General features: G+C 70.4%; 16 protein-coding genes. 5 read left to right on the top strand and 11 right to left on the bottom strand.

Annotation, left to right across the window (positions count from 1 at the left end):
* Nucleotides 1-67 precede the first annotated feature (67 nt).
* Complete coding sequence (locus tag AC1D1T_RS03455; protein ID WP_477991407.1) at nucleotides 68-1,222, bottom strand: energy transducer TonB; 1,155 nt, start codon at nucleotides 1,220-1,222, stop codon at nucleotides 68-70.
* Nucleotides 1,219-2,616 (bottom strand): argininosuccinate lyase, encoded by a 1,398-nt coding sequence (gene argH, locus AC1D1T_RS03450; RefSeq protein WP_477824899.1) that lies wholly within the window; start codon nucleotides 2,614-2,616, stop codon nucleotides 1,219-1,221. The genes AC1D1T_RS03455 and argH overlap by 4 nt, the downstream gene beginning before the upstream one ends.
* 134 nt (nucleotides 2,617-2,750) lie before the next feature.
* On the opposite strand from argH, the gene AC1D1T_RS03445 reads away from it, so the two are divergent.
* The 3 genes from AC1D1T_RS03445 to AC1D1T_RS03435 are packed head-to-tail and all read left to right on the top strand — an operon-like array spanning nucleotide 2,751 to nucleotide 6,044.
* Nucleotides 2,751-3,884, top strand: coding sequence for a sensor histidine kinase (locus AC1D1T_RS03445; protein WP_047510981.1), 1,134 nt, complete (start codon nucleotides 2,751-2,753; stop codon nucleotides 3,882-3,884).
* Nucleotides 3,885-3,894: 10 nt separating this feature from the next.
* Nucleotides 3,895-4,686 (top strand): LytR/AlgR family response regulator transcription factor, encoded by a 792-nt coding sequence (locus AC1D1T_RS03440; protein WP_465113681.1) that lies wholly within the window; start codon nucleotides 3,895-3,897, stop codon nucleotides 4,684-4,686.
* Entirely contained in the window at nucleotides 4,683-6,044 is a 1,362-nt protein-coding gene (locus tag AC1D1T_RS03435; RefSeq protein WP_477840586.1) for a hypothetical protein, read from the top strand. Before AC1D1T_RS03440 ends, AC1D1T_RS03435 begins: the two co-directional genes overlap by 4 nt.
* 14 nt (nucleotides 6,045-6,058) lie before the next feature.
* Here AC1D1T_RS03435 and AC1D1T_RS03430 read toward each other — a convergent pair whose 3' ends face one another.
* The 3 genes from AC1D1T_RS03430 to AC1D1T_RS03420 all read right to left on the bottom strand — a co-directional run bounded on the left by AC1D1T_RS03430 (nucleotide 6,059) and on the right by AC1D1T_RS03420 (nucleotide 7,917).
* Complete coding sequence (locus AC1D1T_RS03430) at nucleotides 6,059-6,898, bottom strand: dioxygenase family protein (protein ID WP_465113679.1); 840 nt, start codon at nucleotides 6,896-6,898, stop codon at nucleotides 6,059-6,061.
* Nucleotides 6,899-6,972: 74 nt separating this feature from the next.
* Complete coding sequence (locus tag AC1D1T_RS03425; RefSeq protein ID WP_477824897.1) at nucleotides 6,973-7,197, bottom strand: tautomerase family protein; 225 nt, start codon at nucleotides 7,195-7,197, stop codon at nucleotides 6,973-6,975.
* A gap of 6 nt (nucleotides 7,198-7,203) precedes the next feature.
* Nucleotides 7,204-7,917 carry an SDR family NAD(P)-dependent oxidoreductase gene (locus AC1D1T_RS03420; RefSeq protein ID WP_477824896.1) on the bottom strand — a complete coding sequence of 238 codons (714 nt, stop codon included), beginning with the start codon at nucleotides 7,915-7,917 and terminating at the stop codon, nucleotides 7,204-7,206.
* Nucleotides 7,918-8,051: 134 nt separating this feature from the next.
* On the opposite strand from AC1D1T_RS03420, the gene AC1D1T_RS03415 reads away from it, so the two are divergent.
* Nucleotides 8,052-8,999 (top strand): LysR family transcriptional regulator, encoded by a 948-nt coding sequence (locus AC1D1T_RS03415; protein WP_477824895.1) that lies wholly within the window; start codon nucleotides 8,052-8,054, stop codon nucleotides 8,997-8,999.
* Nucleotides 8,996-11,569 carry an ABC transporter permease gene (locus tag AC1D1T_RS03410; RefSeq protein ID WP_477824894.1) on the top strand — a complete coding sequence of 858 codons (2,574 nt, stop codon included), beginning with the start codon at nucleotides 8,996-8,998 and terminating at the stop codon, nucleotides 11,567-11,569. Before AC1D1T_RS03415 ends, AC1D1T_RS03410 begins: the two co-directional genes overlap by 4 nt.
* Before the next feature lie 15 nt (nucleotides 11,570-11,584).
* On the opposite strand, the gene AC1D1T_RS03405 is transcribed toward AC1D1T_RS03410, so the two are convergent.
* From AC1D1T_RS03405 to AC1D1T_RS03380, 6 genes are all read right to left on the bottom strand, one after another.
* The gene (locus tag AC1D1T_RS03405) at nucleotides 11,585-12,478 is read right to left on the bottom strand and encodes a hypothetical protein (protein ID WP_477840584.1); all 894 of its coding nucleotides are present in this window, start codon (nucleotides 12,476-12,478) and stop codon (nucleotides 11,585-11,587) included.
* An 83-nt stretch (nucleotides 12,479-12,561) separates the two neighbouring features.
* Nucleotides 12,562-14,112 carry a methyl-accepting chemotaxis protein gene (locus AC1D1T_RS03400; RefSeq protein ID WP_477824892.1) on the bottom strand — a complete coding sequence of 517 codons (1,551 nt, stop codon included), beginning with the start codon at nucleotides 14,110-14,112 and terminating at the stop codon, nucleotides 12,562-12,564.
* A gap of 16 nt (nucleotides 14,113-14,128) precedes the next feature.
* Nucleotides 14,129-14,647 (bottom strand): chemotaxis protein CheW, encoded by a 519-nt coding sequence (locus tag AC1D1T_RS03395; protein ID WP_047511018.1) that lies wholly within the window; start codon nucleotides 14,645-14,647, stop codon nucleotides 14,129-14,131.
* A gap of 57 nt (nucleotides 14,648-14,704) precedes the next feature.
* Entirely contained in the window at nucleotides 14,705-16,258 is a 1,554-nt protein-coding gene (locus AC1D1T_RS03390) for a methyl-accepting chemotaxis protein (RefSeq protein ID WP_465113671.1), read from the bottom strand.
* A 77-nt stretch (nucleotides 16,259-16,335) separates the two neighbouring features.
* The gene (locus tag AC1D1T_RS03385) at nucleotides 16,336-18,270 is read right to left on the bottom strand and encodes a methyl-accepting chemotaxis protein (protein WP_477991405.1); all 1,935 of its coding nucleotides are present in this window, start codon (nucleotides 18,268-18,270) and stop codon (nucleotides 16,336-16,338) included.
* Nucleotides 18,271-18,309: 39 nt separating this feature from the next.
* A partial coding sequence (locus AC1D1T_RS03380) for a chemotaxis protein CheW (RefSeq protein WP_477991403.1) occupies nucleotides 18,310-18,703 on the bottom strand: 394 nt, incomplete at its 5' end.

Here is an 18,703-nt window from a genome sequence, read left to right as displayed (position 1 = left end):
TGTTCGAGTGCGGGGAAGTCTAGGTTTTCGCCTCGGAAAGGAAACCCCCTCCAAAGGAGGGGCGCGGCTACTCGAGCTTCCAGCTCATCGGAATCTCGGCGGTGTAAGGCCGCGGTTGGCCATCCTTGAAGCGGCGCTGGAAGCGGCCCGACTGGTAGTACGCGATCACGAGGGGTTCGAACAGCTCCTGCGATGGCACGTCGGTGCCGTCTTCCAGCGTTACGACGGCGGGCTTGAAGTCGTGCTTCATGGTCTTCACGCGCTGCGCGTAGCCCTGCCCGTCAACCCAGATCCGCACGACGATCTCGCCTTCGACGCCGGCCTTGGCGGCTGTCGGCGGATAGTGAAGCTGGATCGGGCCCGGTTCGAACATGCCGTTGGCCGAGGTGCCGCTGACTTCCGAAGCCACCCGGCGTTTCGGCGGGTCGGTGTCGAAGGCGCCGCGGACGACGGACAGATTGAATTCGCGTCGCAACGCGGCGCCGTCCTCCCCAGGCACCTTGTCGATCGCCTTGACCATGGCCTGCAGGTCGGCGCAGATCTCGGGCGTGATGACCTCCGGAAAGTTGCCGGATACCAGCCCGATCAACCGCCCACGCTGTTCCTGCGGGACTGCGATCAACATCTCCAGGCCCCCCCGCGCCAGCTGTTCCTCGGTGGCCGACGGACGCGGCTTCTCGTTGGCCAGTGCGCCGACGTAGGCGCGCTTCAGGATGCGGAAGTAGCCGGACAGCTCGGCTTCCGTGTACGGCCGCAGGCCGTCCAGCTGCTCGACGCGGGTCGCCGCCATCAGCCGCGCGCACGTCTGGCCGGAGCCGTCCAGCCACCGCAGCAGGACACTGCGGGTCAAGGTCGCGAGGTCTTCGTCGTCCAGCAGGGCCACACCGGCGCTGATCGTCTCTTCGTAGTAGCGCGCCCATTCGCGGTAGACGCCGTCGCTGCTGGTGGCCTGCGTCCTGTCGAGCCAGGCACGCGTGACCGCGATGAAGCCTTCGTCCTGGAACAGGTCGGCCAGGTACTCGGCCGCGGCGTCTTTGGCCGGCGGCAACGGTGCAAGCCCGATCAGCGACTCTTTCGCGGCGGCCGTCGCACGCAAGCGGGTCAGCGCCTCGCCGCGCAGCTCCGGCAGCCCGGGCTTGGCCTGCGCCACCGCCGCGAACACCGACAGCGCGCAGGCCGCCGCCAGCAGCCATGCGCTGCGCATCCCCCGGCGGCGCGTCACTTCAGCCGGACCTTGTGCCGTGCCAGCTGCGCCCGCACCTGGTCGGGTGCCGTGCCGCCCAGCACGTTGCGTGCGTTCAGCGAGCCGCGCAGCGTCAGCACATCGAAGACGTCCGGGCCGATCGCCGCATGGAACCCCTGCAGCACGTCCAGCGGCAGGTCGCCCAGGTCGCGCTCTTCGCTCAGCGCGAACTTCACCGCATGCGCCACCACCTCGTGCGCATCGCGGAACGGCAGGCCCTTCTTCACCAGGTAGTCGGCCAGGTCGGTCGCCGTCGCATAGCCCTTCAGCGCCGCACGCTCCATCGCCTCGGGCTTCACGACGATGCCGGCCACCATCTCGGCCATGATGCGCAGCGTGTCGCGCACCGTGTCGACCGCGTCGAACAACGGCTCCTTGTCTTCCTGGTTGTCCTTGTTGTACGTCAGCGGCTGGCCCTTCATCAGCGTCAGCAGGCCCATCAGGTGGCCCACCACCCGGCCGCTCTTGCCGCGCGCCAGCTCGGCCACATCGGGGTTGCGCTTCTGCGGCATGATCGACGAGCCGGTGCAGTAGCGGTCGGCCAGGTTGATGAAGCCGAAGTTCTGGCTCATCCACAGCACGATCTCTTCGGCCAGCCGCGACACATGCATCATCGTGATGCTCGCGAACGACGCGAATTCGATCGCGAAATCGCGATCACTCACCGCATCCAGGCTGTTCTGGCACACGCCGTCGAAGCCCAGCGTCTTCGCGACGCGCTCGCGGTCCAGCGGGTAGCTGGTGCCGGCCAGCGCCGCCGCGCCCAGCGGCAGCACGTTCACCCGCTTGCGCACGTCGGCCAGGCGCTCGGCATCGCGCGCGAACATCTCCACGTACGCCAGCAGATGGTGCGCAAAGCTCACCGGCTGCGCCACCTGCATGTGCGTGAAGCCCGGCAGGATGGTCTCCACATGCCGCTCCGCCACGCCCACCAGCGCCTGCTGCATCCCCGCCAGCAACGGCAGCAGCGCATCGATCTCGTCGCGCAGCCACAGCCGCACGTCGGTCGCCACCTGGTCGTTGCGCGAGCGGCCGGTGTGCAGCCGCTTGCCGGCATCGCCCACCAGCTGCGTGAGCCGCGCCTCGACGTTGAGGTGCACGTCTTCCAGGTCGAGCTTCCACTCGAACGCGCCGGACTCGATCTCCTGCGTGATCTGCGCCATGCCGCGCCGGATGTCGGCCAGGTCCTGCGCGCCGATCACCGCCTGCGCCGCCAGCATCTCGGCATGCGCCAGGCTGCCGGCGATGTCGGCCTTCCACAGCCGCTTGTCGAAGCCGACGCTCGAGGTGTAGCGCTTCACCAGGTCGCTCATCGGCTCGGAGAACAGGGCCGACCAGGCTTCGGATTTCTTGTCGAGTTGATTGGCAGACATCGTCGGGGGCGCTCGGAACGGGGCGTCGTGTAACGCTTGGTAGGCTCGGTTGCCGGGCGGCGCCAGTTGGCGACAATGCACTGGTGGCCGCAGGCACCGGGGGAAGCCCCGGATTCTATTCGGCCCACCCCGCCATGCCCGAACCCCACGCGACCACCTCCGCCTTCGCCCCCACGCCCAGCCGCCCGGCGCCGCTGTGGTCCGAGTCGACCCGGCCCGACGAGCAGCGCGGCAGCAGCATCTTCAATTCCACCAACTTCGGCGCGGTGCCGCTGGCCCGCCAGCCGCTCGGGCCGGTGTCGGCCTTCGACGTCTGCCACGTCGGCGTCGTGCTGCGTGCATTGTTCTTCGTGCACGCCGTCGTCGCGATCGGCGTCAGCTTCGCGGCGCCCACGCTGTCGGCCTGGCTGAACCTGCTCGGCCAGGCTACCGGCGTCGCATTGCCGGCGGTGCTGCTGTGGCTGGTCTCGGTGTGCCTGCTCAAGCGGCCGCTCGCCCGGTTGCCGGTGGCCGGCCAGTGGTGCGCCGCGGTCTGCATCGGCGGCCTGAGCGGCGCGTTCGGCTGGGCGCTGCTGGTGGCGGTCGACATCCGCCTGCAGGACACGATGCGGCTGGCCGCGCCGCTGCTGGCCGGTGCCGCGCTCGCCGCCGCGCTTTTCTACTGGCTGACGCTGCGCGCCCGCGCCCGGCTGCCGGCCGACACCGCGGCCCGGCTGGCCGAATTGCAGTCGCGCATCCGCCCGCACTTCCTGTTCAATACGCTCAACACCGCGATCGCGCTGGCCCGGCTCGATCCGGCCCGCACCGAGCACCTGCTCGAGGACCTGGCCGAGCTGTTCCGCGTCGCGCTCAGCGCGACCGACGAATCGGTCAGCCTGAGCGAAGAGATCGCCCTCGCGCAGCGCTACCTGGCGATCGAGCAGATCCGCTTCGGCGAGCGCCTGCAGCTCAGCTGGGACCTCGACGAAGACGCCGGCGCCGCACGCGTGCCGCCGCTGCTGCTGCAGCCGCTGGTCGAGAACGCGGTGCGCCACGGCGTCGAGCCCTCGCCCGACGGCGGCGTGATCCGCATCCGCACGCGCGTCAAGCGGGCGCATGCGGTGGTCAGCATCGCGAACACCGTGCCGCGTTCCGGCTCGCGCCCCGGCAGCGGCATGGCGCTGCGCAACGTGCGCGAGCGGCTGAAGCTGATGCACGACGTCGCCGCGCAGTTCGAGACCCAGCTCGACCGCGACGTGTTCCGCGTCCAGATCGTGGTGCCGCTGTGAATTGCCTGTCATGAACACCCCCTCCGCCCTGGCGCCGCTGCGCGTGCTGCTGGTCGATGACGAGCCGCTGGCGCGGCTGCGCCTGCGCGGCCTGGTCGGCGATTGCGTCGAACCGCGCGCCGAGGTGGTCGGCGAGGCCGGCAATGCGCAGCAGGCGCTCGAATGGCTGGCCGCGAACGCCTGCGACCTGCTGCTGCTCGACATCCACATGCCCGGCCCCGACGGGCGCCAGCTGGCCGCCCAGCTGCGCCGCCGCAGCGACCCGCCGGCCATCGTGTTCGTCACCGCACACGCCGAGCATGCGCTGCAGGCCTTCGAGCTCGATGCCGCCGACTACCTGACCAAGCCGGTGCGCCGCGAGCGCCTGCAGGCGGCGCTGCAGCGCGTCGTGCAGCGGCTGGCACCGCGAGCGGCACCTGCCGCGGCGGTGCCCGACGACGAACCGGTGATCCTCGTGAACGACCTCGGCCGCAAGCTGCGCGTGCCGGTGTCCGAAGTGCTGTACCTGAAAGCGGAGTTGAAGTACGTGACCCTGCGCACCGCCACCCACACCCATGTGCTCGACGATGCACTGACCGACCTGGAGCAGCGCCTGGGCGACCGCTTCCTGCGCATCCACCGCAACGCGCTGGTCGCGCGGCGCGCGCTGCGTGCCCTCGAGCGGCGCACGCTGCCGGGCGAGGATGGCGGCGAGCCGGCCGAAGGCTGGGTGGTGCGTGTCGCGCCGGTCGACGACTGGCTGGTGGTGTCGCGGCGGCAGGTCGCGGCCGTCAAGGAGGCGATTGCCGAGGGGGGTGTATGAGCGCGCCGCCCGGCAATGCGGTCCGCGCGACGGTGGGCCTGGCCTTGGTCGCCCTGCTGTTCGCGCTCGTCTGGCAAGGCTCGCCGCAAGCCCCGGTGCCACCGGTCGAGCCGGTCGTCGCCGAGGCTGCCGACGCCGCAGCGTCCGCACCGCAGACCTTCCCGATGCCCGGCCCGCCGTTGATGGACGGCTTCGCGGCCGTCTACGGCAACGCGGCATCGGCCGCCGCCGCCGCGGCCAGCACACCGCTCGCGGCCGACGAGATCGAGGTCTGCGGCATCGGCCGCGTGAAGGCGAAGGGCGGCCAGCCGCTCGACCGCACGCTGTTCACGACGGCCGGCGACGCGGCCCGTCGGCGCCTGGTCACGACCCTGGCCCAGCAGCCGGACGAGCTGGCCCGCGCCGCCGGCCTGCTGCTGCAGCGCGACGAAGGGCCGCCGCATGCGAATGCGCCGCAGGCCTGTGAAGGGGCCGATTGCAACGCGCCGGCCGAACCCGGGGAATCCGAGTTGCAGCGCCAGGCGCGCGTCGGCGCCAATGCGTCGCAGCGCGATGCGCTCGCGCAGATGGCGGTCGCGACGCGCTCGCCGGCCGTCTACACGCTCGCGTGGCGGGCGTGCCGGGCGAGCCCCGGCGGTGCCTGCCAGATGCTGTCGACACGCCAGCTCGCGACGCTCGACCCGAACAATGCCGACGCCTGGCTGGAGGTCGCTTCCGAGGCCGACCAGCACGGCGAGACGGGCCTCGTCGACGAGGCCTTGTACCGGGCGTCGAAGGCGACGACGGCCGACCTGCGCTGGGGCCAGGTCAGCGCGCTCGCGCTGCGCAACCTGCCGCCGGGCACGCCTGCCATCGAGCGCCGCGCGGTGATGGCACGCGCGGAGGCGATCGAGTCGGCGCTGGCGATGCCGGGGCTGAAGACGCTGATGCAGCACTGCGATGCGAATGCGGTGCGCGACGGCAACCGCCTGCAGGTGTGCGCCGACATCGCCGAGCTGCTGTCGAAGCGCTCGACCACGCTGCTCGACATGGCGATCGGCCAGGCCCTCGGGGCGCGCGTCGGCTGGCCGGCCGAGCGCCTGCAGGCGCTGCGCCTGGAGCGCGATGCGATGTCGCAGGCACTGAAGCCGATGGCCGCCGCGCCCGGCACCGAGTGGTCGTGCGCGCAGATCGAGCGCGAGACCCGGTGGGTGCTCGACATGAGCCAGTTCGGCGAGATCGGCGCGGCGCGCATGCTGATCGCCCGCACCGGGCAGGACGTCGCCGCGCTCGCGAAGCAGTACAGCGACGACCGCGCGGCGGCTGCCGCGCGCGCGGCGAGTGCGCCGGCCTCCGGCGTCGTCGCACTCGCGCGCTGAGGGTCCGCCGCCCGTCAGGCGGCGAGTTGCTGCTTCAACGCCGCGGCCCCGGGCCCGAACGCATACGCATCCATCCCCAGGCACCCGTAGGTCACCGCCTCGTGCAGCCGTTCGGGCGCGTGCGCACGGCCGCCGGCGCCGGCCGCCACGTACCACGGCAGCAGGTGCTCGTCGGTCGGGTGCATGTCGACTGCCGCGGGCGCCTGACGGCGGTAGTCGAACAGCGCCTCCCAGTCGCGGGCGGCGCTGCGCTCGAGCATCCAGCGGCGGAAGCCCGCGCTCTCGGCGATCTCGGCCGCGTCGAGCGCCGGCCGGCCGTTGCTGAAGATGCGGCGCAGGTTGTGCGTGATGCTGCCGCTGCCCATCACCAGCACGCCCTCGTCGGCCAGCGAGGCGAGCAGTTCGCCGAGCGCGAACTGCTGCGCCGGCGGCAGGTTGGGCACCCACGCGAGCGGCAGCACCGGGATGTCGGCCTGCGGGCGCATGAAGCGCAGCATGCTCCAGATGCCGTGGTCCAGGCCGCCTTCCTCGCTGTGGTGCACCGGCAGGCCGGCCGCGCGCAGCCGCGCCTCGACCTGCGTGGCCAGTTCCGGTGCGCCGGGCGGGCTGTACTGCAGCTGGTACAGCGCGTCGGGGAAGCCGCCGAAGTCGTGCACCGCCTGGTGCGTGGCCGCGCCCAGCAGCACCGGCTCGCGCGCCAGGCTGTGCGCCGACACCGCGAGGATGGCCTTCGGGCGCGGGTGGTGGGCGTCGAGCGCCGCGCCCAGGCGCTGCAGGAACGGGCCGGTGGTGCCGGGTTCCAGCGCCAGCATCGGCGAGCCGTGGGACAGGAAGATCGCGGGCAGGGTGTTCATGCCCCCATTGCAGCACCCCGCGTGCCCCGCACGGTTCGTCGGATTTGCACGCAGGGTTCAGCCCGGTTGCTGGCCTAGGCCAGTTTCCCCCGGGCCTGCGCCTCGTCCTTGCGGCGCTCGGTGACGGTGCGGCCGGCGACCCCCCAGTTGTCGGTCTCGACCTCGTCGATGATCACGAAGGTCGTCGCCGGGTCCTTGCCCAGCACGCGGACCATCATCTCGGTGGCTTCGGCGATCAACTGCTTCTTTTGCTGCAGCGTGACGCCTTCACGGGTGACTTCGATGCGGATGATCGGCATGGCGGTTCACCAGTGACCGGCGGACTGCCCGCCATCGACGTGCAGGATCTCGCCCGTCACGAACGAGGACTTCTCGAGGAACAGCACCGCGTCGACGATGTCGCTCATCTCGCCCATGCGGCCCACCGGGTGCAGGCCGCTCAGCGCCGCATGGTTCTCCGGCGGGTGCATCGGCGTCTTGATGATGCCGGGCGAGACCGCGTTGACGCGGATCCCGCGCGACGCGTACTCGATCGCGAGCGCGCGGGTCGCGGCATTCAACCCGCCCTTGGTGATCGAGGCCAGCACCGCCGGCACGCCGTTGATCGGCTGGTCGACGATGCTGGTCGTGATCTGCACGATGTGGCCGGACCCTTGCGCCTCCATCCGCCGCACCGCGCGCTGCGTCACGTGGAAGAAGCCGGTGAGGTTGATCGCGATGTTCGCCGACCAGTCGTCCGCGGTGAACTGCGTGAACGGCTTGGCGGTGAAGATGCCGGCGTTGTTGACCAGCGTGTCGATGCGGCCGAAGCGGTCGACGCCTTCGCTGAAGATGCGCTCGGCGGTCGCCGGGTCGGCGATGTCGCCGGCGATCGCGAGGATGCCGGGGTCGTCGCTCGGGCGGATCGAACGCGAGTTGGCGACCACGCGCCAGCCGGCCTCGCGGTAGGCCTTGACCAGCGCGGCGCCGATGCCGCTGGAAGCGCCGGTGATGACGGCCGTCTTGGGATCGTGTTTCATGGTGAACGGGCTCCTGTGAACAAGAAGGAAAGGACAGGGCTTCACTGTAGGAACCGGGCCCCTGGGGATAAAGGGGGTTCGCTTACCATCTGCCGCTACACGGTGTAATCAATGCGGCCGCTGGGTGCGATGACATGAAACGGCAGTTCGACGACGTGATGCTGGGCAGCATCGAGCTGTTCTGCCTCGCGGCCGAGCACCAGGGCTTTACCGCGGCCGCGACGATCGCGGGCGTGACGCCGGCCGCGGTCAGCCGCTCGATCGGCCGGCTCGAAGGGCGGCTGGGCGCGCGGCTCTTCGTGCGCACGACGCGCCAGATCCGCCTGACCGATGCCGGGCGTTCCTACTTCGAGCGCTGCCGCGCCGCGCTGGACCAGCTGGTCGATGCCGAGCGCGAGGTCGGCGGCCAGCAGGCGCAGGCCTCGGGCACGCTGCGCATCAGCGTGCCCACCACCTACGGCCACCACCGGCTGCTGCCGATGCTGCCGGCGTTCATGCAGGCCCATCCGGACGTGAAAGTCGAGCTGCACGTCAGCAATCGCAACATCGACTTCGGCGGCGAGGCTTTCGACCTCGCGATCCGCGTGCGCGCCCCCGACGACTCGACGCTGATCTGCCGGCACCTGGAAGACGCCGAGCTGGTGATCGTCGCCGCGCCGGACTACCTGGCGCGCCGCGGCACGCCGGCGACACCGGAGGACCTGGCCGGCCACGACTGCATCCAGTTCGAACTGCCGAGCAACGGCCGCCCGATCCCCTGGCTGATCCGCGAGGACGGCCGCGACGTCGAGATGCTCACCACCGGCCGCTATACCTGCGCCGACGACGTGCTGGCCGGCGTGACGCTGGCCCGCCATGGCGCGGGCGTCTTCCAGGCCTACCGCTTCGTCGTCGAAGGCGACCTGGCGGCCGGCCGCCTGACCGAGCTGCTGGCGCCGTTCGGCGGGCGCTCGCGGCCCTACAACCTGCTGTACCCGCATGCACGGCATGTCCCGCTGAAAGTCCGGGCCTTCGTCGAGTACTTGCTCGAACGCAAGCGCCAATGGGACGATCCGGTCCCGATCCGAAAGAAATCCCGATGACGTCTGCCGATTCCGCTGCTCCCGTGTCGCCTGCGCCTGCCCGCCCCGCATCGGCCTGGACCCTCGCCTGGCGGCAGGCCGCGCGCGACTTCCGCGCCGGCGAGCTGCGGCTGCTGCTGGTTGCGGTGATGCTGGCGGTGGCGGCGCTCAGCGCGGTCGGCTTCTTCGCCGACCGGCTGAATGCCGGCCTCGCGCGCGATGCCCGGCAGATGCTGGGCGGCGACGCGATCGTCGCGAGCGACCAGCCGGCCCCGGCCGACATCGCCGAGCGTGCACGCGGCCTCGGGCTCACGCTCGCGCAGACGGCCACCTTCCCGAGCATGGGCCGTGCGCCCGACGACAAGGGCGGCGCCTCGCGGCTGGTGGCCGTCAAGAGCGTGACCAGCGGCTACCCGCTGCGCGGCAAGCTGACGCTGGCCGACGCACCTGGCGGTGCGCAGCGCACGGTCGCGAGCGCGCCGGCCGCCGGCACGGTGTGGGTCGATGCCGGCGTGCTCGATGCGCTGCAGCTGAAGGTCGGCGATGCGCTGCTGCTCGGCGATGCCAGCCTGCGCATCGCGTCGATCATCGTGATCGAGCCCGACCGCGGCGCCGGCTTCATCAGCTTCGCGCCGCGCGTGATGCTCAACGAGGCCGACCTGCCCGCCACCGGGCTGGTGCAGCCCGCCAGCCGCGTCACCTACCGCCTGGCCGTGGCCGCGCCGGAGGGCCGCGCAGCCGCGCTGCGCGAGTTCGTCAGCTGGACCGAGGCCCAGCTGAAGAGCCGCCAGCTGCGCGGCATGCGCGTCGAGTCGCTGGAGACCGGCCGCCCCGAGATGCGCCAGACGCTGGACCGCGCGCAGAAGTTCCTGAACCTCGTCGCGCTGCTGGCGGCGCTGCTGGCGGCGGTGGCGGTGGGCATCGCGGCGCGCGACTTCGCCGACCGGCACCTCGACGACTGCGCGATGCTGCGCGTGCTCGGCCAGCCGCAGCGCACGATCGCGCTGCAGTACTTGCTGGAGTTCGGCATCGTCGGCGTGCTCGCCAGCGTGGCCGGCGTGCTGCTCGGCTTCGCGGTGCACTACGTGTTCGTCTGGCTGCTGGCCGGGCTGGTCGACAGCGCGTTGCCGGCCGCGAGCGGCTGGCCGGCGCTGTTCGGCATCGGCGTCGGCTTCACGCTGCTGATGGGCTTCGGCCTGCCGCCGGTGCTGCAGCTGGCCCAGGTGCCGCCGCTGCGCGTGATCCGCCGCGATGTCGGCGCGCTGAAGCCAGCCTCGATCGCGGTGCTGGCGGCCGGTGCGATCGGCTTCGCGGCGCTGCTGCTCGCGGTGTCGTCCGACCTGACGCTCGGGCTGATCGCGGTCGGCGGCTTCGCTGCAGCGATCGCGGTGTTCGCGCTGCTGTCGTGGATCGCGGTGCAGCTGCTGCGCCGTGCGGTGCCCGAATCGCGCGCGCCGCGCTGGCTGGTGCTGGCCACACGGCAGATCGCGGCGCGCCCGGCCTTCGCGGTGCTGCAGGTGTCGGCGCTCAGCGTCGGGCTGCTGGCGCTGATGCTGCTGGTGCTGCTGCGCACCGACCTGATCTCCAGCTGGCGCGCCGCGACGCCGGCGGATGCGCCGAACCGCTTCGTGATCAACATCCAGCCCGAGCAGGGCGAGGCCTTCCAGGCGCGGCTGAAGAGCTCCGGCGTCGCGCGCTACGACTGGTACCCGATGATCCGCGGCCGGCTGGTCGCGGTGAACGGCAAGGCGACCAGCGCCGACGACCTGCAAGACGAGCGCGCCAAGCGCTTGCTCGACCGCGAGTTCAACCTGAGCCACGACGCGAAGCTGCCCGATCACAACACCGTCAGCGCCGGCCGCTGGACGCCAGACGAGGCGGGCGGCCTGAGCGTCGAGGAGGGCATCGCCGAGACGCTGCACCTGAAGCTCGGCGACACGCTGCGCTTCGACATCGCCGGCATCGCGGCCGAGGGCAAGGTCACCAGCCTGCGCAAGGTCGACTGGGGTTCGATGCGCGCGAACTTCTTCGTGATGTTCCCGAACGCGCGGATGCCGGACCTGCCGGCCACCTACCTGACGGCGTTCCGCGCGCCGGCGACGCCGGGCTTCGACAACGCGCTGAGCCGCGAATTCCCGAACATCACCGCGGTCGACGTGTCGGCCTCGCTCAGCCAGGTCCAGCAGGTGCTCGACCAGGTGATCCGCGCGGTCGAATTTTTGTTCGGCTTCACGCTGGCGGCCGGGCTGGTGGTGCTGTTCGCCGCGGTCACCGCGACGCGCGAGGCGCGCGCCCGCGAGTTCGCGGTGATGCGCGCGCTGGGCGCGAGCGCGCGGCTGCTCGGCCAGGTGCAGCGCGCCGAGTTGCTGGGCGTGGGCGCGCTGGCGGGTTTCCTCGCGTCGGTGGCGGCGGCCGTGGTCGGCTGGGCGCTCGCGAAGTACGTGTTCCAGTTCAGCTGGAACCCGTCGCCGTGGTTGCCGCTCGGTGGCAGCGTGGCCGGTGCGCTGCTGGCGCTGGCGGCCGGCTGGTGGGGGCTGCGCGAGGTGGTGTCGCGGCCGGTGGTCGAGACGCTGCGCCGCGCGGCGGAGTGAACCGCGGTTCCGAGGTCACGGATCGCTCGATTTCTCGAGGGTCGCCGTGAACTTCGTGCTGGCCGGATCGGGGGGGTTGGGGCGCTCGTCCGGCTTGGCTCCCGCTCGCACGCGCAGCGATGTGGCGCTGATGCGCTCGATCGTCCACAGCATGCGGCCGAGCTCGCGTCCGTCGGCAGCCACGGTGAAGAAGTCGATCCACATCGGCGACTTGCCCTGGTCGACCTGGTAGCGCAGCGAGCCCCCGGACGCGGCGTGCCCGCCCCAGGTCTCTCCGTTCATCTCCAGCGAGGCATAGCCGTCGGCGTCCAGGTGCAGCAGGGCCTTGGCTCCTGTCGAGTCCGTTCCGCGCCACGAGCCGATCAGGTCCGGTGCGATCGTTGTTCTGGCGTCGCAGTCCAGTGTCGCGGGGTCGTCCAGGTCCACGAGCGCGGTGGCTCCCGAGACCATCACGAAGGCTCTTGCGGGCTTGCGGCTGAACCACAGAGTCCGCTGTCCGGAGTCGGCGGCGCTGGCCTGGATCCAGCCGAGGGGGCTCCACGTCGTCCGGATCCGCACGGCCTCGTCGGCAGGCACCGTGCCGAGCAGTTCGGTGGTCGTCTCCTCGGACTTGGAGAGGAAGGCCTGGACCGTCAGGAACTGCCCGGCATCGAACCCGGCCCTCATGCCGATGCGGTACAAGGCCTGCTCGTCAGCATCCAGGACCAGGATCGCGGCCATCGGTACCCACTGGGGATGGGTCGAGGTCGTGAGGATGCGGAGCGATCCGGTGACGGTGTTGCCGGCATTCGGCGTCTTGATGGGGCAAGACAGGTACATGCCGGGCGAGGCCTTCAGCTCGACGGGAACGGAATGGGACAGCAGCGGCAGCATCAGCAGGGGAATGCCGAGGAGCTTGGTGAGTGTCATTCGAGGCACGCAGCGGTTGCGGAGGCTGCATTCTCCGCGAGGCGGACGCAGGCGCCGCGCGAGCCGGGTGCGGTTGCGCAGGCTCAGGCGAGCCGGAACACCGACACCGCGTCCGCCAGCACGCGAGCCTGATCCTTCAGGCTTTCCGCGGCCGCCGCACTCTCCTCGACCAGCGCCGAGTTCTGCTGCGTCATCTGGTCGAGCTGCGTCACCGCGGCATTGACGTTGCCGATGCCGTCGCGCTGCTCCGACGACGCGGCGGTGATCTCGCCGATGATGTCGCTGACGCGTTGCACCGAGCCGACGATCTCGCCCATCGTCCTGCCGGCATCGGCCACCAGGCGCGAGCCGGCGTCCACGCGGTCGACGCTGGCACCGATCAGGCCCTTGATTTCCTTGGCCGCCTGCGCGCTGCGCTGCGCGAGGCTGCGCACTTCGCTGGCGACCACCGCGAAGCCGCGGCCCTGTTCGCCGGCACGGGCCGCTTCCACCGCGGCATTGAGCGCGAGGATGTTGGTCTGGAACGCGATGCCGTCGATCACGCCGATGATGTCGCTGATCTTCTTCGAGCTGGCGTTGATCTCGTCCATCGTCGAGACGACCTGGGCGACGACCGAGCCGCCGCGCGCCGCCACTTCCGCGGCCGATGCGGCCAGCTGGTTGGCCTGCAGGGCCGAATCGGCGCTCTGCTTGACGGTGCCGGTCAGCTGCTCCATCGATGAGGCGGCCTGCTGCAGGTTGCTCGCGGTCTGCTCGGTGCGGTGGCTCAGGTCCTGGTTGCCGGTCGCGATCTCGGCGCTCGCCGTCGCGATGTTGTCGGTCGATTGCTTGACCTGTGCGACCAGCGTGCGCAACGCGTTCTGCATGCCGTCCATCGCGTGCAGCAGCCGGCCGATCTCGTCGTCGCCGCGCGGCTCCACCGCCTGCGACAGGTCGCCCTGCGCGATGCGCTGGGCCAGCCCGCTCGCATGTGCGATCGAGGCGTTGATGCTGCGCACCGTCAGCATGGTCAGCGGCAACAGCACTGCGAGCGCCAGCAGCACGCCGCCGGCCAGCAGCGCCGACTGGGTGCCGATCGCCTGCTCCACCGCCGCCTGCCCGGCCGCCACATGCTCGCGCGAGGCGTCGGACAGCACGCCCAGCGTCTTCTCGACCGCCTCGATGTTGTCCTTCAGCTGCCCGGCGTAGGCACCGGCGACGGCGCCGTCGATGGTCGCGCGCTCCAGCTGGTCGATCACCGGCAGCATGCCGTCGTGGTACTGCTTCAACTGTTCCAGCGCCGCGGCGACCGTCTTGGCCGGCTCGGCGTCCAGGCGCTTGCCCAGGCCGCCCAGCCGCGCCAGCGTCTCGGCATGCGCCTTCGTCCACAAGGCCTTGTTGTCGGTGACCTCGTTGACGTTGTTGAAGTTGATGATCATCTCCTTCTCGAAGCGGCGCAGCCGGCCGAGCGTCGTGCGCAGCTCGCTGATGTCGGAGGCCATGCCGAAGTCGTCGGCCACCAGCGTGCGCACGGTGCCGCGCGTGCCGTGCAGCGCGGCCCAGCCGATGCTGCCGATCAGGCCGAGCAGCAGCAGCGAGAAGCAGGTCGCGAAATAGAGGCGCGAGCGGATCGAGAGGCGGGAGAGAAAGGCCATGGCTCGCGCTGCCGCATCAGTGCTTGCTGTCGATCAGGCCCATCTCGGCGCTGGCCATCAGCTCCTCGATGTCCATCAGGATGAGCATGCGGTCGTTGACGCTGGAGATGCCGGTGATGAAGCTGGTGTCGACGGCGGAGGCCATCTCGGGGGCCGGCTTGATGGAGTCGCGCGAGAGTTCGAGCACGTCGCTGACCGAGTCGACGACGGCACCGACGACGCGGCCGCGCACGTTCAGCACGATGACGACGGTGAAGCTGTTGTAGTCGTTCGAGTCGCAACCGAGCTTCAGGCGCAGGTCGACGATCGGGACGATCACGCCGCGCAGGTTGACCACGCCCTTGATGAAGGCCGGGGAGTTGGCGATGCGGGTGGGCGCCTCGTAGGAGCGGATCTCCTGCACCTTCAGGATGTCGATGCCGTATTCCTCGGCACCCAGGCGGAAGGTGAGGAACTCGCCGCCGGACTGGGCGGCGGTGGCCGCGCGGGCGGCTTCGTGCCGGGCCACGTGGGAAGCTTCGTGGATCATGTCCATGGTGGGGTCCTGTGCAGAGCTGGAGAACGTTGGGCGGGTACGGTGCCGGTGTGGTGTCTATCGGCCGGCCGGCGGCAGACTGAAGGTCGAGACCACCGATGCGAGACGTTGTGCCTGGTCGCGCAGGCTCTCGGCGGCGGCGGCCGATTCCTCGACCAGCGCAGCATTCTGTTGCGTCATCTGGTCGAGTTGAGTGACTGCCGTGTTGATCTGGCCGATGCCGTCGCTCTGCTCGGACGATGCGGCGGTGATCTCGCCGATGATGTCCGAGACGCGCTGCACCGAGCCGACGATCTCCTGCATCGTCTGGCCGGCATCCGCCACCAGGCGCGAGCCGGCATCCACCCGCTCGACGCTGGCGCCGATCAGGCTCTTGATTTCCTTCGCGGCGTCGGCCGAGCGGCCGGCCAGGCTGCGCACCTCGCTGGCGACGACCGCGAAGCCGCGGCCCTGCTCGCCGGCACGCGCGGCTTCCACCGCGGCGTTCAGCGCCAGGATGTTGGTCTGGAACGCGATGCCGTCGATCACGCCGATGATGTCGGCGATCTTCTTCGAGCTGGCATTGATCTCGTTCATCGTCGAGACGACCTGCGAGACCACCGAGCCGCCGCGTGCCGCGACTTCGGCCGCCGACGACGCGAGCTGGTTGGCCTGGCGGGCCGAATCGGCGCTCTGCTTGACGGTGCCGGTCAGCTGCTCCATCGACGAGGCGGCCTGCTGCAGGTTCGAGGCCGTCTGCTCGGTGCGGGCGCTCAGGTCCTGGTTGCCGGTCGCGATCTCGGTGCTGGCGGTGGAGATGCTGTCGGTGCTCTGGCGCACCTGGCCGACCAGGCGGCCGAGCGATTCCTGCATCGTCTTCAGCGACTGCAGCAGCTCGGCGGCTTCGTCCTCGCCCTGCACGTGGATGTGCTGCGTCAGGTCGCCGGCGCTGATCGCCTGGGCGATCCGCTGGGCCTGCGCGATCGGCTTCGTGACCGAGCGGGTCACGCGCCAGGCCAGCAGCGCGGCCAGCAGCATCGCGCCGGCGCCGCCCAGGCCGAGCGCGAGCATGCCGACGAAGCCGGCGCGGTCCGCCCGCTCCTTGGTGTCCGCCATGCTGTCGCGCTGGCCCTGGATGAGCTTCTCGACGCTGTCGCTGTAGGCCTTGGCCGCAGGGAACAGCTTGTCCATCACCTCGGCCGTCACGTCTTCGCCGGCTTCCTTGCGCTTGAGCAGGCCGTTGCGCAGGCCCTGGTAGGCGTCGCGCTGCACGTTCACCGCCTCCAGCAGCCGCTTGTCGGCGTCGGAGGTGGCGATCTCCTGCATGCGCTTCAGGCGCTCGGTCTGCGCCGCCACGACGTCCTTCATCTCGGCGCGCACGCGGGTCTTGATCTGTTCGTCGTTCGCGAAGAACACGACCCAGTTGCGGGCGGTGTTGGACTCGATCGCGCGGCCCCAGCGCTCCGACAGCGACAGCTTCTCGGTGTCGAGCACGCCGAGCTCCTCCGACAGCGTGCGCATCGTCGAGATGCGATCGAGGCCGAAACCGACGGCCGCGGCGCACAGCAGTGCGATCGAACCGAACCCGACCGCGAGACGCGGACCCAGGCGCATGGCAGACAACGAGAACATCGCGAACTTCCCTTCTTGTTGGAGCCGCCTCCCAGGCGGCCTGTCGATCGTTCGGAGTGCAGGCCCGGCCGGCGGGCTCAGGCCTGYTGGAGACGGAAACTACCGACCGCCTGGGCCAGCCGGGCCGCCTGGTCCTTCAGGCTTTCGGCGGCAGCGGTCGATTGCTCGACCAGCGCGGCGTTCTGCTGCGTCATCTGGTCGAGCTGGTTGACGGACTGGTTGACCTGGCCGATGCCATCGCTCTGCTCGGCGGCGGCGGTGCTGATCTCGCCGATGATGTCGCTGACGCGCTGCACCGAGCCGACGATCTCGTTCATCGTCTTGCCGGCGTCGGCCACCAGGCGCGAGCCGGCCTCGACGCGGTCGACGCTGGCGCCGATCAGGCCCTTGATTTCCTTGGCGGCGTCGGCGCTGCGCTGCGCGAGGCTGCGCACTTCGCTGGCGACCACCGCGAAGCCGCGGCCCTGTTCGCCGGCACGCGCCGCTTCGACGGCTGCGTTCAGCGCCAGGATGTTGGTCTGGAACGCGATGCCGTCGATCACGCCGATGATGTCGCTGATCTTCTTCGACGAGGCATTGATCTCGTCCATCGTCGTGACGACCTGCGAGACGACCGAGCCGCCGCGTGCCGCGACCTCGGCGGCCGACGAGGCCAGCTGGTTGGCCTGGCGGGCCGAGTCGGCGCTCTGCTTGACGGTGCCGGTGATCTGCTCCATCGACGAGGCCGCGCGCTGCAGGTTCGATGCGGTCTGTTCGGTGCGGGCGCTCAGGTCCTGGTTGCCGGTCGCGATCTCGCTGCTGGCGGTCGTGATCGAGTCGACCGAGCTGCGCACCGAGCCGATCATCTGCTGGAAGCGCTGGCGCATGCCTTCGACGTTGCGGATCAGCGCGCCGATCTCGTCACGCTGCTCGCTGTGGCAGGGCTGCGTCAGGTCGCCGGCCGCCAGCACCGTGACGGCGCGCGACAGCTCCTGCAGCGGGCGGCCGACCCAGCGGCGCATCATCAGGAACAGCCCGCCGCCGAGCAGCAGCGCGGCGATGCCGAGCAGCGTCGCGAACGGCACGATGGTGGCCCAGTGGGTCTTCATCGCCTCGCCGTCCGACACCTCCGACACCACCCACTGGTTGCCGGCCTTGGCCTTGCGCAGCACCGCCCAGTGGTCGTCGTGTTTCGTCTCGAGCACCGCGCCGCCGTCCTTCGCCCAGCCGCCGGGGGCGGTCTCGAGGCGGGCCAGCAGCGCCTTGGCGTCCGGGTAGGCCTCCAGCACCTTCTTGCCCTTGGCGCTCGGGTGCACGACGAAGACCGCCTCTTCAGGCGACTTCTTCGGGTCGATCACGTAGACGCCGCCGCTGTCGAAGAAGCGGATGTCGCTCGCCAGCTTGTCGATCGCCGCCTGGAAGGCGGAGGTGTCGAAGCCGATGAACAGGATGCCGATGACCTTGCCGCCCGCGTCCTTGATCGGCTCGTAGCGGGTCATGTAGGGCGTGCCGAACAGCACCGCGCGGCCGGTGTAGGTCTGGCCGGCCATCATCAGCGCATGCGCCGGATGGCTGGCGCCGAGCATCGTGCCGACGGCGCGCTCGCCGTTTTCCTTCTTCAGCGAGGTGGTGATGCGCTGGAAGTCGTCGCCTTTGCGGGCGAACACGGTGGCCACGCCGCCGCTGCCCTGCGCGAACTCGTCCACCTGCGTGAAGTTGCCGTTCAGCGGCGTGTCGCCGACCTTCAGCGTGGTGCTCGCCTCGTCCAGCGTGAAGGGCTGCTTGAACTCGTTCTTGAAGTTGGCGAAGAACTTCTCGACCAGCACGCGCGAGGTCATGTCGAACGCGTCGATCGAATCGGCGACCGACTGCGTCTTGTCGGCCACCCAGGTGACGATGCGCTCGCGCGAGCGGTCGGCGGCCACCAGGCTCATCGTGGCGCAGATCGCGAACAGGACCACCGACAGGCTCAGCGCCCCGATGATCGAAACCTTGCGCGCGACCGAGCCGCGGCTGTCAAGCGCCGTGTTCATGAAATCCTTGGGGAGAGAAGAGAGGAATGCGGGGAAACGTCAGGGGCTGTCGATCAGGCCCATCTCGGCGCTGGCCATCAGCTCCTCGATGTCCATCAGGATGAGCATGCGGTCGTTGACGCTGGAGATGCCGGTGATGAAGCTGGTGTCGACGGCGGAGGCCATCTCGGGGGCCGGCTTGATGGAGTCGCGCGAGTGTTCGAGCACGTCGCTGACCGAGTCGTCGACGGCGCCGTCGCAGCGGCCGCGCTCGTTCATCTCGATGACGACGGTGCAGCTGTTGTAGTCGTTCGAGTCGCAGCCGAGCTTCAGTCGCAGGTAGACGATCGGGACGCTGACGCCGCGCAGGTTGACCACGCCCTTGATGAAGGCGGGGGCGTTGGCGATGCGGGTGGGCGCTTCGTAGGAGCGGATCTCCTGCACCTTCAGGATG

The sequence above is a fragment of the Rhizobacter sp. P2_H3 genome (assembly GCF_056403355.1).
Note: the sequence above shows the minus strand (reverse complement) of the source record. Positions and strands in the feature narration are given on the sequence as shown.

Excerpts from the sequence above, each read along its gene's own strand:
- AC1D1T_RS03430 (WP_465113679.1), bottom strand. The coding sequence starts at position 6,898 with ATGAACACCCTGCCCGCGATCTTCCTGTCCCACGGCTCGCCGATGCTG.
- AC1D1T_RS03390 (WP_465113671.1), bottom strand. The coding sequence starts at position 16,258 with ATGTTCTCGTTGTCTGCCATGCGCCTGGGTCCGCGTCTCGCGGTCGGG.
- AC1D1T_RS03420 (WP_477824896.1), bottom strand. The coding sequence starts at position 7,917 with ATGAAACACGATCCCAAGACGGCCGTCATCACCGGCGCTTCCAGCGGC.
- argH (WP_477824899.1), bottom strand. The coding sequence starts at position 2,616 with ATGTCTGCCAATCAACTCGACAAGAAATCCGAAGCCTGGTCGGCCCTG.
- AC1D1T_RS03440 (WP_465113681.1), top strand. The coding sequence starts at position 3,895 with ATGAACACCCCCTCCGCCCTGGCGCCGCTGCGCGTGCTGCTGGTCGAT.
- AC1D1T_RS03410 (WP_477824894.1), top strand. The coding sequence starts at position 8,996 with ATGACGTCTGCCGATTCCGCTGCTCCCGTGTCGCCTGCGCCTGCCCGC.
- AC1D1T_RS03425 (WP_477824897.1), bottom strand. The coding sequence starts at position 7,197 with ATGCCGATCATCCGCATCGAAGTCACCCGTGAAGGCGTCACGCTGCAG.
- AC1D1T_RS03445 (WP_047510981.1), top strand. The coding sequence starts at position 2,751 with ATGCCCGAACCCCACGCGACCACCTCCGCCTTCGCCCCCACGCCCAGC.
- AC1D1T_RS03395 (WP_047511018.1), bottom strand. The coding sequence starts at position 14,647 with ATGGACATGATCCACGAAGCTTCCCACGTGGCCCGGCACGAAGCCGCC.
- AC1D1T_RS03405 (WP_477840584.1), bottom strand. The coding sequence starts at position 12,478 with ATGACACTCACCAAGCTCCTCGGCATTCCCCTGCTGATGCTGCCGCTG.
- AC1D1T_RS03400 (WP_477824892.1), bottom strand. The coding sequence starts at position 14,112 with ATGGCCTTTCTCTCCCGCCTCTCGATCCGCTCGCGCCTCTATTTCGCG.
- AC1D1T_RS03435 (WP_477840586.1), top strand. The coding sequence starts at position 4,683 with ATGAGCGCGCCGCCCGGCAATGCGGTCCGCGCGACGGTGGGCCTGGCC.
- AC1D1T_RS03415 (WP_477824895.1), top strand. The coding sequence starts at position 8,052 with ATGAAACGGCAGTTCGACGACGTGATGCTGGGCAGCATCGAGCTGTTC.